Here is a 12,143-nt window from a genome sequence, read left to right on the forward strand (position 1 = left end):
CTTCAACCCGGCCCTGCGCGAGTTTTACCAGCGGCTACGCACGCAGGGCAAAGCGGGCAAGGTCGCCCTCGTGGCGGCGATGCGCAAATTATTGGTCATCCTCAACGCCAAGATGCGAGATCAACTGGCGGCTAGCGCCGCCAGTTGATCAAGACAGTTGCTCTCCCGTAGGAGAGGGGCTTGTTGCCTGCGGAGTGGTTCTCTGTGGCGCAGGCTTTACGTTGGAGAGGCCAACGCTTGTTGCGAGGGAGCAAATGTTTCAACAGGACCTTGTCTGTCGAACGCTGCCGCCTGCCAACCCCGGATCCCAAATGCCAGATCCCGGATCCACGGACCCTAATTCCCAAATCCCAATTCCCAATTCCCGAATCCCGAATCCCGCCCCTAACGCACTGCCACTGCGATGCCGACAAAGATCGCCAGACCTACCCAGTTGTTGTGCAGGAAGGCCCGGAAGCAGGGGCCGCGTTCGCGGTGGCGGGCGATGCGGAATTGGTAGATGACCAGCAGAGCCGCCACGCCCAGGCCTGCCCAGTAGGCCGTGCCGAGATCGGCCCGCAGGCCGACCGCCGCCAGGGTGGCGAACATCAGCGCATAGAGCGCGCCTTGCGCCAGCAGATCGTACGTGCCGAACAGGATGGCGGTGGACTTGCTGCCCATGCGGATGTCGTCGTCGCGGTCGACCATGGCGTACCAGGTGTCGTAGGCGGTGGCCCACAGGATGTTGGCTGCGTACAGCAGCCAGCCCAGCAGCGGCACGCTGCCTTGCACGGCGGCGAAGGCCATCGGGATGCCCCAGCCGAACGCCATGCCCAGATAGACCTGGGGCAGATGGGTGTGGCGCTTGAGGTAGGGGTAGCTGGCGGCCAGGAACACACCAGGCACGCTCAGCGCCACGGTGAGCCAGTTCAGCGTGAGCACCAGCCCGAACGCCACCAGCATCAGCACCACGAACACCCACAGCGCATCGCGGCCGGAGACCGCACCGGTGGCCAGCGGGCGCGACTTGGTGCGCTCGACGTGCGGGTCCAGCCAGCGGTCGGCGTAGTCGTTGATCACGCAGCCGGCCGAGCGGGTCAGCCACACCCCGGCGGTGAACACGCACAGCGTCCACAGCGGCGGCAGGCCGTCGGCGGCCAGCCACAACGCCCACCAGGCAGGCCACAGCAGCAACAGGCTGCCGATCGGGCGATCGCCACGGACCAGTTTCCAGTACTGCCCCAGTCGCTGCGGCCACGTCAGCGCGCGCGCTGCCGGCAGTTGTTCGACACCGTGCTTGCTCATGTTGCGAAGGGTAGCAGCGCGGCTTGGCCGTGGTCATGCGGGCGCGCAAGGCATGCCCTCCATCCACCCGGTCAGAGTGTCGATTGGTTGCGGCCTGGCATAGCGGCAGGTCACGTCTTGCCAGGCCCCGTCACGCGCGAGGCGGCTGTTCTGGCATAATGCGCGGCCAGGCGCTCGTAGCTCAGCCGGATAGAGTAGTGGCTTCCGAAGCCATTGGTCGGGGGTTCGAATCCCTCCGGGCGCACCAGATCCAAACCAGTCGGCCCGCCGCAGTGTCACTGCAGCGGGCCGATGTCGTTTCTGGATCAGCATGTGGCCGGCGCTTCGAGTGTTGCGACCTGGTGGCACTGCGACACCATCGCTGCGCCGGTTGGCAGGGTGGCCGAGGCCATCCTGCCAGGCGCATCTCAGGTCACAGCATTTCCGGCGGCGGAGCGGTGGCCTTGGACTGCTGTTTGCCGCGTGCGTGCTCGATGGCGGTGCGCAGCTTGCGCGCGGCACCGGTGACGGCGGAGGCGGTGGTTTCGGCGCTGTTGGTGGCCGCAATCGGTGGCAGGCCGGCGACATGCGCTTCGATGCTGCAGGTTCGATCCGCCGCGCCGCCGCGCTGACCGTTCTCATCGCGCAGATGCACTTCCACGCGGGTGATGTCGCTGGCGAAATGCGCCAACTGGGCGGTGCAGGTCTTTTCGACATGCGCCACAACAGACGGATCGTGCGGCACGTGCTTGTCGGTCTGGATCTGAATCTGCATAGAGTGTCTCCTTCGCGGTCATCCGCTACGTCTGCGTAGCGGTGGCTTGATTCTGCGTCAGCTCGGTGTTGCCGCAAGGTGACAAGCCACTGCATGTTCATGCAGTGGTTGGCTGGCCCGTCGCATTCCCCCGGACGCTGCGCTTTCGTCCGCATGAATCGCCGCCCTAGCGGTGGGCGGCAGGGTGGGGGCGGTGGCTTAAGATGCCGGCACCGCGCGGTCCTGCGCCCGTCCGATGCCTGCCTGTGTCCCGATTTCGTTCTATGTCGTCTGCCCGTTCGAGCAAGGTGTTGCGCGTGCTGCTGTGCTGCGGCCTATGGCTGGTCTGTGCAGGCGCGGTGCTCGCCCAGGATGAGGACAGCTTGCTGGAGACCGCGCAAACACAGTTGGACAGTGCGCAAAAGGTACTGGATCAGGGGGAGGCCGGGCTGGAGAAGGCCGATACCGAACTGCTGCGCTCTTTGACAGACCAGGTAACGCTGGCGCAGCGGCAGGCGCAAGATCTGGCGCGACAGCTGGATCCACCGCTCAAGCAAATCAGTTCGCAGCTAGCCGGCTTGGGTGATGCGCAGCTAGGCGAGGCGGCCGATCTCAAAAAGCAGCGCGAAGCGTTAAAGAAAGAAAAAAACGCCTTGGATGCAGAATTCAAGCGCGCCAATCTGCTGGACTCGCAAGCCCGTGAGCTCGCCGATCGCCTGGAACAAAAGCGCGCGCAGCTTTTCAGCGTGCAGCTGTCCACGCGGGTCGCCTCGCCGCTATCGCCGGCGCTCTGGAACCAGATTGCGCAGCAATGGCCGGATGATCGCACCCGTCTGCGCGGCTTGTACGACGATGCTGTCCAGGCGGTGCGCGCCGGCACGGCGGCCAACGGCGTTGGCCGCCTGGTGACGGGTGTGGCCATCGCGCTGCTGCTGGCCTTCCCGCTACGCATTTTTCTGCGTCATCTGGGGCGGCGTTATGCAGCGTCGCGTGCCCCGGGCGGGCGGTTGCGACGCTCCGGCTTGGCGCTGTGGTTCCTGCTGGTCGGCACGCTCAGTCTTGGGATGGCTGCCTGGGTGCTGGCCGAAAGCATGCGTGCGACTGTCAAGGTGCCGGCCGATCTGGACGAGTTGCTGGGTGCGTTCGTCTTCATCAGCTTCATCGCCGCCTTTGTCGGCTCGCTCAGTGCCAGCCTGCTGATGAAGCACCAACCCACCTGGCGGCTGTTCCCGCTGGACGACGCCACCGTCGATCGGCTGCGCGTGCATTGCCTGGCCACCGCCGCGGTGAGCTGGCTCAGCGGCATGGCGATGAAGCTCAACGAAGTGGCGCGCACCAGTGCCGTCGCTACCACCGCGACCGATGCGGTGGCTGCGTTGTTGTATGCCGGGTTGATCCTTTCTGCACTGGCCGGCCTGAGCCTGTCGTTGCGCGCGCGTGCCGCAAGCGCCGGGGCCGCCAGTGCCGATAGCAGCGAGCCGCCGCCGGTGGTGTCGCGTGGCGGCGGAGTCATCGTGCTGATCCGCCTGCTGGGGCATGTGGCGGTGATCGTATCGCTGCTGGCGGCGTTGTTTGGCTATATCAATCTGTCGCTGTTTATCGCACGTCAGATCATCTGGATCACGCTGATCTGCAGCCTGCTCGGTTTGTTGGTGGTATTTGCCGACGACCTGCTGACCTGGATCTTCAATCCAGAGGGGCGCTTCAACCGTGCGTTGTCGCATGCTTCGGGCATAGGCAGCGGACGTCTTGTGCAACTGGGTCTGCTGCTGTCAGCCGTCGTCCGTGTCGTGTTGATCCTGCTGGGAATCGCGGCGCTGATCACGCCGTATGGCGCCAATCTCTCTGCGGTCACCGGCTGGGCCGAGAACGTCTCGCACGGCCTCTATCTCAGCGACGAGCTCACCATCACACCGGTTGCGGTCGTGCGTGCGTTGCTGGTGTTCGTGCTGGGCCTGGGTGTGGTGCACGTGGTGCAGCAGTGGCTGCTCAACACCTACTTGCCCAATACCGAGCTCGATGCCGGCGCGCGCAATTCGATCAGCACGGTGGCGCGTTATTTGGGCTGGTTGGTGGTGGTGGTATGGGGGCTGACTGCCCTGGGTCTGGACTTGAAACGCTTGGCGCTGGTGTTGAGTGCCTTGTCGGTGGGTATCGGTTTCGGTCTGCAGGCGATCACGCAGAACTTCGTGTCCGGGCTGATCCTGCTGGCCGAGCGGCCGGTGAAGATCGGCGACTGGGTGCGCATTGGCGACCAGGAGGGCGATGTGCGCAAGATCAGCGTGCGCGCCACCGAAATCCAGGTAGGCGACTGCTCCACCTTGATCGTGCCCAACTCGGAGTTGATCACCAAGAGCGTGCGCAACATGACGCTGTCCAATCCAATGGGCCGTGTGCAATTGCAGTTCTCGGTGCCGCTGGAAACCGACGTGGCGAAGGTGCGCGACATGCTGCTGGCCTTGTTCGCCGAGCATGCCAAGGTATTGGCCGAGCCGGCGCCATCGGTCTTCATCGATTCGCTGGCGGGCGGGCATGTCAATTTCAATTCGTTTGCCTACGTCAGCAGTCCGCGCGATTCCTATGGCGTGCGCAGTGAGCTGTTCTTCGCGCTGCTGCAGCGCATGGAAACGGTAGGTATTGCGCTGCAATCGCCGCAGGAAATCCGCTTCAGCCGTGCAGGTGCAGCGGTGGCGCGCGAGACCGGGGATGGCACGCCTGCTTCGGAAGATTGAGGCGGCGAATTTGGCGTGGCTGTGTAGCGCTGGATAGAACGTGAGCGTGCTGCCGACGCGGCCATCTTCGGCCGTCCCCGTTGATGCAGTAGCAGCGCCAGACCTCATGGCGGTGCAGCGGCCCACATCAGGAGCGATCAGCCACCGGGGTGTCCTTGACCAAGGCCAGATCGTCCACGCTGACGTCTTCGGTGTAATCCAGCCAGGCGCGGATCTCCAGGTCTTCCACCGCATGCTCCAGGCCCACCGGCATGCGGATGCGTCCAGCGGCGTCGGGCACCACCCATTGCTGTGCCAAAACCACCTTGCGCTCGGAGGACACCGCTTCGACCCAGAACGCGCGCGTGGGCCGGCGCTTGGCGTAGAGCTCGAGCATGTAGCTGCCCGCATCGGTCTTGCGCGCGGCCTGGGTGAGCATGATGGGCTGGCGCACGCGCGGGCGCGGGGCTTGCGGGGTAGCGTCCAACGGCGCATCGACGGCAATGCCGCGGGTCAGGTCCGGGTCGCGATACAGCTTCATGTTCCGCTGGCGATCGACCACCAACGCGCACCAGTCGCCATCGGCTGAGCCGTCTTCGAACGCGGTGCAGCGGTCCACGTAGGCCAACGGGCCGTCGGAATGGGTGCGGTCGAACTGGCGCGAAGTGTTTTCCAGATACACCGTTTTCAGATTGGTGTCTTCGTCGTATTCGAGCAGCACCGGTGGGCGCACCTGTTGTACGCCTACCACTAAGTCGCCATTGCCATTGACGCGCAGCATGCGGGTGCTTTGCCCGGTCCACAGCGTGCGCGCGAAGGCGAGGTAGCGCGGGTACTCCTTGCCGCTGTCGCGGCTGGCGGCAACGCTGGCGCTGGGCGGTGCATCGCTGGCCAGCAGCGAGCGGCCGAAGCCCAGCGTGCGCATCCCTGGTTCCAGCAATTGCAGCAGCGTGGCACCGGAATCGAGCGTGCTGCCTGCATGCGTGACGACCTGTTGTGGCGCGATGCCCTTGCCGAGGAACAACAGCAGGTTTTCGCGCTTCTGCTTGGCGAGCACATCGCTCAGATCGTTCGGCATGGCCAGATGATCGGAGGCGATCACGATGATGGTGTTGTTGCCGTAGCGGCTGTTGCGAATGCGTGCAACCAGCTCGCCGATCAGCCGGTCGCTGCACTTGATCGCATGCAACAGACCGATGTCGCCCAGGGCGCTGTCGTAGTGCTGGCCCTTGCACGCCAGCGGCAGGTGTCCGGCCGGGTGATGGGTGTCCATGGTCAGCGTGGTCAGCATGAACGGTTGGCCGGCCCGCGATAACGTCTGAAAACTGTCCCAGGCATCGTCCAGCAACACGTCGTCGTGCACGCCCCAGGCGGAAAAGTGCTTCGGCGCGACGCCCTTGTCCTGGAAATAGTGCACGTCATGTACCACATCGAAGCCGTGGCTGGACAGAAAACGGCCTTTGCCGGCGAAGCTGGCATCGGCACCGCCCACGTAGTGATTGCGGTAGCCCTGGTCCTTGAGGTAATCGCCCAGGCAGCGTGCTTCGGGCAGGAACATGCCCATGCGGTCCATGCTGTTTTCATCGCCCGGCGCGGTGGTGAGCGGCACGCCGCACATCGAGGCCACCATGCCGGCGATGGTCCAGCCGCTGCCTTCGGTGGAGGTGATGTTGCGCACATCCACCGCTTCGGTGGCCAGCGCACGCAAGTTGGGCGTCAGGCCAGGGAACACGTCTTCGTCGAAGTAGGTGCGTTCCAGGCTTTCGCCGTAGATCCAGACGATGTTCTTGCGTTTCTGCAGCGGTTGCTGCGGCACCTGGTATTTCGGCACCACGGTGGCGTAATCGACCGGGCGCAACTGGTAGTAGAGACGCTTGCCATCGCGATACAGCGGGCTGACTGCAATGCTGATGAGCAACATGCCCACGAACGCCGCAAACACCGCACCGCCACCGCGCGGGCGCCGAAAGCGTCGTACCCGTACCAGTATCAGCGGGCTAAGCGAGAGCAGCAGCATGCCGATGAAGACCGCGATGTAGCCGGAGAAATCGCTGACGCCGGCGCCGTCCATGTCCGCACGCAGGTGATAGAGCGTTGCGGCATTGATGCCGTCGCCACTGAGCCGGTCGACCAATCCCCAGGCGCTGAGCACTAGCAACAGCAGCGACAGCAGGCCAGCCTTGAGCCACGCCAGACGCGGCGAGGCGACCAACAGCCACAGCAACAGCAACAACGAAACCAACAACATCCAATGCATGCGCAGCGTCCGTGGGAGAATGATGCGAGCGCGTGCCGGACGCCTTGCTCGCCATGTCCTGTTTGTCACCTGAATCATGACACCCGGATGACGGACTATGCCGCGCTGAAGCTGACTGAAATGTTTGTTGCGTTGTGGGGTATGGGGTTGATGCGTTGGTCGATGCGGGTGTGCACGCGCCGGGGCCACTTGAGATCGTGTTGCGTCGTGCGGTCGATGCACGGATGAGTGGCTCCGCCTCGTACCCTCACCCCAACCCCTCTCCCGCGGGGAGAGGGGCTTGTTGGCTGCTTGTTTCTCTATGTGGGTGTGCATCTAGCGCACGCGGATGGACCAACGTTGCTAAAGACACGCAGCAGCGCGACGTGATCGACCGCGCGCTAGCGATGCCCGCGCTCTTCGCGCGCACGCACGCGGCGGTCGAAGAACAACGCGCTGAGCACGATGCCCAGGCCCAAGAAGACGCCGAGCAGGAACAGCACCATCGCAATGGCCGGGTAGCCCCACAGCTTCAGGCCGGTTTCGATGCGCATCATCTGCGCCGAGGCCATGATGAGCGCGGCAGTCACGATGCCGGCCGCAACGCGGTTGGCGATCTTCTGCAGGCTTTCCATCAGATGCGATTCCTCCAGCCCGGTGACGCGCATCTGCAGGCGGTTTTCCGCGGCCAGCGACAGAATTTCGGACATGCGGCGCGGGCCTTCGCGCACCAGATGCTGCAGTTCCATCGCCTCGCTGGCCAGGTTGGCTGCAGAGAGGGACTTTTTCAGCCGCGCCCGCATCACGTGCTGCAGATGGCGCTCGACGATGCGGCGTGTATCCAGGTTGGGCGACAGCGCGCGGCACACGCCTTCCAGATTCAGCAGCGTCTTGCCGAGCAGGCTCAGTTCCGGCGGCGTGCGCAGGCCGTTCGCTGTGGCGATGCGCACCAGATCCAGCACCACGCGGCCTTCGGAGGTGGTGTCGTGCGCGGCGTAGCGGGCGATCATCTGCCCGGTTTCGCGCTGATAGCGGTCCTCGTCGTAATCCTCCAGGCGCGTGCTGAGCGCGATGGTCTCTTCGGCCACTTCCTCGCCACGCCCATCGACAGCGGCAAACAACAGCTTGAGCAGGCGCTCGCGCAGGCGCGGCGGCACGTGCGCGACCATGCCCAGGTCGAAGATGGCCAGGCGCCCGTCCTGCAGCACGCGCAGGTTGCCCGGATGCGGGTCGGCATGGATCTCGCCATGCACGAACATCTGGTCCAGATAACCCTTCACCAGCTCGGCGGCCAGGTTGTCCATCGGCTGTTCGGTGCGGCGCAGGCCGGAGATCTTGTCCACGCGCACGCCTTCGGCCAGCTGCATGGTCAGCACCTTGCGGCTGCTCAGGTCCCACACCGGCTGCGGGATCCACAGCAGCGGGAACGGCTTGAGATGCTTGCCGAAGCGCACCAGGGTTTCGGCCTCGTCTTCGTAATTGAGCTCGGCGCGCAGGGTCTTGCCGAATTCGCCCAGCCAGTCGGCAAAGCGCACGCGGCGGCCGATGCCGGTCAGCCGGTCGGCGGCGGTGGCAAAGCTCTTGAGCACGTCCAGGTCCGAGCGCACCTGCGCGGCGACTTCGGGCTTTTGCACCTTGATTGCGACCGGGGTGCCGTCGCGCAACGCGGCACGGTGCACCTGTGCCAGCGAGGCGCAGCCCAGCGGCACCGGGTCGAAAAACGAGAACGCCTTGTTGACCGAGACCCCGAGTTCTTCCTCGATGATCTGGCGGATGCGCTCCACCGGCACCGAGCTGGTGTTCTCCTGCATGCGCTCCAGCGCGGTGGCGAACTCCGGCGGCACGATGTCCGGGCGCGTGGACAGCATCTGGCCCAGTTTGACGAAGGTGGGGCCGAGCGATTCCAGGTCCGAGACAAACTGGTCCGGGGTGCCTTCGGCAGGCACTTCGTACTCGTTGATGGCGGCCGGGTCCAGGTTCATGCCGGCAAACACGCCCGACCCGCGATAGCGCAGCAGCAGCCGCAGGATCTGCGTGCGCCGGCTCATGCCGCCCACCACGGCGTGGTCGGCCGGGGTCGCGGCAGAGGCCGATGTGCGGTGCGGATCGTTGGGACTCAAAGGCCATCTCCGGGCGTCATGCAGGCGGCGAGTGTGGCCAGCGCCGGGTCGTCGCCTGGTGAATCCAGGCACGCCATGGCCGTGGTGCGCGCGCTGCCGGGCCCAGGCGCGGCGCAGGCTGACGATGCAGCCGTAGTGCCGGCATCGGCCCGCAATGACCGCGCAACCGTCTGCCATCACCCCACGCGGCGGCGGGATCGGCGAGAATTCACGCCCAATCACGCATGACCACCACGAAGGACCTTGCGCATGGCCGGTGCCAGCCTGTTCACCCTGCTCGACGACATCGCCACGCTGCTGGACGACGTTTCCATCCTGACCAAGGTCGCGGCCAAGAAGACCGCCGGCGTGCTGGGCGACGACCTGGCGCTCAACGCGCAGCAGGTGACCGGCGTCACCGCCGACCGCGAACTGCCGGTGGTGTGGGCGGTGGCCAAGGGCTCGCTGGTCAACAAGGTGATCCTGGTGCCGGCAGCGCTGGCGATCAGTGCGTTGGAGGCCTGGCTGCGCGGGCGCGGCTACAACATCCCGCTGGTGATGCCGCTGATGATGATCGGCGGTGCCTACCTGTGCTTCGAGGGCGTGGAAAAGCTGGCGCACAAGTTCCTGCACGACGAAGCGGAAGAAGCGCAGCGGCACGCCGAGCGCACTCGCGCGCTGGCCGATGAGAAGGTCGATGTGGTGGCGCTGGAGAAGGACAAGGTCAAGGGCGCGATCCGCACCGACTTCATCCTCTCGGCCGAAATCATCGTGCTGTCGCTGGGGGTGGTGGCGGGTGTGTCGTTCGGGCAGCAGGTGGCGGTGCTGGTGGCGATTGCGCTGGCGATGACCATCGGCGTGTACGGCCTGGTGGCGGCGATCGTGAAGCTGGACGACCTGGGCCTGCACCTCACCAAGAAGGGCGCCGCACTGGCCGCGCTCGGTTGCGGCATCCTGGTCGCGGCACCCTGGCTGATGAAATTCCTGTCGGTGGCCGGCACGCTGGCGATGTTCCTGGTCGGCGGCGGCATCCTGGTGCACAACATCCCGGCGCTGCATCACATCGTGCAGGATCTGACCAAGTCGGCCGGCGGTCTGGGCTGGCTGGTCGATGCGCTGGGCAACATGCTGGTCGGCGTGGTTGCCGGTGCAGTCGTGCTGGGCGCGGTCATGCTGTTCCAGAAGCTGCGCGGCACCAAGCCGGCGCATTGAGAGTGCGCGGTTGCGGCGGCCAGCTGGCGACGCTGGCCCCCGCAGTAATGCGCAGCTAGGTGAAACCCGGCAGCCGCGACGGCAGCCTTGCACGTCTGCGCCGCTAATCGGGGTGCGGTAGGCCGACGTTGGCGGCTAGTCCGCGCTGATCACCCGGTTCTTGCCGGCCGCCTTGGCGTCGTACATGGCGCGGTCGGCGCGGCGGATCACATCGTCCTGGGTTTCGTCGGTGTGGCGCAGCGCCACGCCTGCGCTGAAGCTGATGAAGATCCGCACGTCTTCATGCAGCAAGGAGCGTTGCGCCAGGGCGCGTTGCAGGCGGATGACCGCGGCGCTGGCTTCGAAAATGGTCGAGTCCGGCAGCAGCAGCACGAATTCTTCGCCGCCGAAGCGGGCAATGGCATCGGTGGTGCGCAACACTGCCTTGGCCACGTCCACGGTGTGGCGCAGCGCGGCGTCGCCGCCGGCGTGGCCGTGTGCCTCGTTGAGCCGGCGGAAGTCGTCCAGATCCAGCATCGCCACGCACAGCGGCTGGCCGCTGCGTTGGGTGCGCGCCGCCTCGCGCTGGAACAGTTCTTCAAAGCCGCGCCGGTTGAGCGCGCCGGTCAGTTGGTCTTCGCGTACCAGCCCGGCGACGGCGTTGAGCTCCTGTTCGAGCGAGGCGATGCGTTGTTCGGCGTCTTCGACCTGGCGGCGTGCGGACAGTAGCTCGTCGCGCGCGGCCAGCGCCTGCGCCTGCACCCCGGCGGTGTCCTGCAGCACGTCCTGCAGCAGGCGATTAAGATCTGGAATGCTGCGAGCGTCGCCGATCGCCTGCGAATAGCCGGCAACGCGGTCATGGTACTCGCCGGTGCTGGTGGCCATGCCGTCGAGCTGGTCGACGAAGGACACCATCATCTCGCGCATGGCGGTCTTGGAATCGGCGATGCCCTGTTTGAGCAGGCCCTGCTTGTAGATCACCTCGCGCAGGGTGCCGCGCGCCTGCTCGATCGATTCCACGTCCAGCGGCCCGGCCAGCAGCTGCCGCACCACCGAGATCTGGCCCTGCAACCAGCTGCGATCGTCGAGGAGTTCGCCGACGTTCTCCAGCAATAGGTCAAACAAGCCCAACAACAGGTTCTGCTGCTCGCTGGCATCGTCGGCGCGCAGGCCGATCTGGTGGCTCAGTTCGCGCAGGCGCTGTTCCAGCGTGATCAGTTCATGCCCCGGGCGCCAGTGACGCAGCGCCGAGGCTAATGTCTGGGCCTCTTCGGCCAGCTCGGGGCTGCGTTGCAATAGGGTGGCCAGGGCATTGCCCAGCGCATGCCGCAGCAGGTCGCGCAGCTGTTCGGCTTCGGTGCGGCCTTCGGCCAGCGAATCGCCGATATCGATGGTGCGGATGTATTTGTCGATCAGCTGGCGCAGCGTGCGGCCGTAGCCGGGCCAATCGCCGGCCGCATACGCCGCGCTCAGGCGCACGCCCATGTCGCCGAGTTCGCCATGCAGGCTGGCGATGCCTTCGGCGAACGCGAGCAGCAGCGCCTCTGGATGCGCGGCATGCGAGAACAGCCGCATCAGCAAGGCAGTGGCGGCGGCGGGGTCGTGCGCGCCGGACTTGGCCTTGGCCGGCACCAGCTGATGTGCGGACAGGCCCTGCCCGCCGCGCTCGCCGTTGATCACTGCGGGCAAGGCAGCGGCGGGGCGCGCAGTATCAGCGCCGCCCCAGGGCAACAGACGGCGCAGCCCGCCACGCGGGCGGCTTGAGGGGTCGGGCTGGTCTGCCATGCGCCGGGGTCTCGAAAGGTCTTTTACTAACGCTCGTTATCGGCGCGGGCACGGGCCGCTTGAGCAAGCCGGGCCGTAGCGCGCAGCAACAGCATGCAGGCAAT

7 protein-coding genes, 1 tRNA gene and 1 pseudogene are annotated in these 12,143 nt (G+C 65.7%); 4 read left to right on the forward strand and 5 right to left on the reverse strand.

All coding sequences use genetic code 11. From position 1 onward, the window contains the following. A pseudogene (locus A7D16_RS22545) lies at positions 1-148 on the forward strand (IS110 family transposase); the annotation flags it as partial. A 236-nt stretch (positions 149-384) separates the two neighbouring features. Here the strand turns inward: A7D16_RS22545 and ubiA are convergent. Further along, positions 385-1,284, reverse strand: a complete 900-nt coding sequence (ubiA, locus tag A7D16_RS12335) for a 4-hydroxybenzoate octaprenyltransferase (protein WP_064633120.1) — start codon at positions 1,282-1,284, stop codon at positions 385-387. Between the two features lie 170 nt (positions 1,285-1,454). On the opposite strand from ubiA, the gene A7D16_RS12340 reads away from it, so the two are divergent. Continuing rightward, a tRNA-Arg gene (locus tag A7D16_RS12340) sits at positions 1,455-1,531 on the forward strand. Between the two features lie 165 nt (positions 1,532-1,696). Here the strand turns inward: A7D16_RS12340 and A7D16_RS12345 are convergent. Next, positions 1,697-2,038 carry an HPF/RaiA family ribosome-associated protein gene (locus A7D16_RS12345; protein ID WP_064633121.1) on the reverse strand — a complete coding sequence of 114 codons (342 nt, stop codon included), beginning with the start codon at positions 2,036-2,038 and terminating at the stop codon, positions 1,697-1,699. Positions 2,039-2,301: 263 nt separating this feature from the next. Between A7D16_RS12345 and A7D16_RS12350 the strand changes: the two genes are divergently transcribed. Further along, positions 2,302-4,749: a DUF3772 domain-containing protein gene (locus A7D16_RS12350; protein WP_239686993.1), complete on the forward strand. Its 2,448-nt coding sequence runs from the start codon at positions 2,302-2,304 to the stop codon at positions 4,747-4,749. 127 nt (positions 4,750-4,876) lie between these two features. On the opposite strand, the gene A7D16_RS12355 is transcribed toward A7D16_RS12350, so the two are convergent. After that, positions 4,877-6,985 (reverse strand): phosphoglycerol transferase I, encoded by a 2,109-nt coding sequence (locus A7D16_RS12355; RefSeq protein WP_064633123.1) that lies wholly within the window; start codon positions 6,983-6,985, stop codon positions 4,877-4,879. A gap of 380 nt (positions 6,986-7,365) precedes the next feature. After that, entirely contained in the window at positions 7,366-9,012 is a 1,647-nt protein-coding gene (locus tag A7D16_RS12360; protein ID WP_239686996.1) for an ABC1 kinase family protein, read from the reverse strand. A gap of 321 nt (positions 9,013-9,333) precedes the next feature. Between A7D16_RS12360 and A7D16_RS12365 the strand changes: the two genes are divergently transcribed. Beyond that, positions 9,334-10,275, forward strand: a complete 942-nt coding sequence (locus A7D16_RS12365) for a DUF808 domain-containing protein (RefSeq protein ID WP_064633127.1) — start codon at positions 9,334-9,336, stop codon at positions 10,273-10,275. A gap of 135 nt (positions 10,276-10,410) precedes the next feature. Here A7D16_RS12365 and A7D16_RS12370 read toward each other — a convergent pair whose 3' ends face one another. After that, positions 10,411-12,039: a GGDEF domain-containing protein gene (locus A7D16_RS12370; protein ID WP_064633129.1), complete on the reverse strand. Its 1,629-nt coding sequence runs from the start codon at positions 12,037-12,039 to the stop codon at positions 10,411-10,413. Positions 12,040-12,143: the final 104 nt, after the last annotated feature.

The sequence above is a fragment of the Xanthomonas nasturtii genome (assembly GCF_001660815.1).
In the GTDB taxonomy this organism is placed as follows: Bacteria; Pseudomonadota; Gammaproteobacteria; order Xanthomonadales; family Xanthomonadaceae; genus Xanthomonas; species Xanthomonas nasturtii.

What these genes read in the sequence shown, in the direction of transcription:
- A7D16_RS12350 (WP_239686993.1), top strand. Translation starts at nt 2,302, where the DNA reads ATGTCGTCTGCCCGTTCGAGCAAGGTGTTGCGCGTGCTGCTGTGCTGC.
- A7D16_RS12360 (WP_239686996.1), bottom strand. Translation starts at nt 9,012, where the DNA reads ATGAGCCGGCGCACGCAGATCCTGCGGCTGCTGCTGCGCTATCGCGGG.
- A7D16_RS12345 (WP_064633121.1), bottom strand. Translation starts at nt 2,038, where the DNA reads ATGCAGATTCAGATCCAGACCGACAAGCACGTGCCGCACGATCCGTCT.
- ubiA (WP_064633120.1), bottom strand. Translation starts at nt 1,284, where the DNA reads ATGAGCAAGCACGGTGTCGAACAACTGCCGGCAGCGCGCGCGCTGACG.
- A7D16_RS12355 (WP_064633123.1), bottom strand. Translation starts at nt 6,985, where the DNA reads ATGCATTGGATGTTGTTGGTTTCGTTGTTGCTGTTGCTGTGGCTGTTG.
- A7D16_RS12370 (WP_064633129.1), bottom strand. Translation starts at nt 12,039, where the DNA reads ATGGCAGACCAGCCCGACCCCTCAAGCCGCCCGCGTGGCGGGCTGCGC.
- A7D16_RS12365 (WP_064633127.1), top strand. Translation starts at nt 9,334, where the DNA reads ATGGCCGGTGCCAGCCTGTTCACCCTGCTCGACGACATCGCCACGCTG.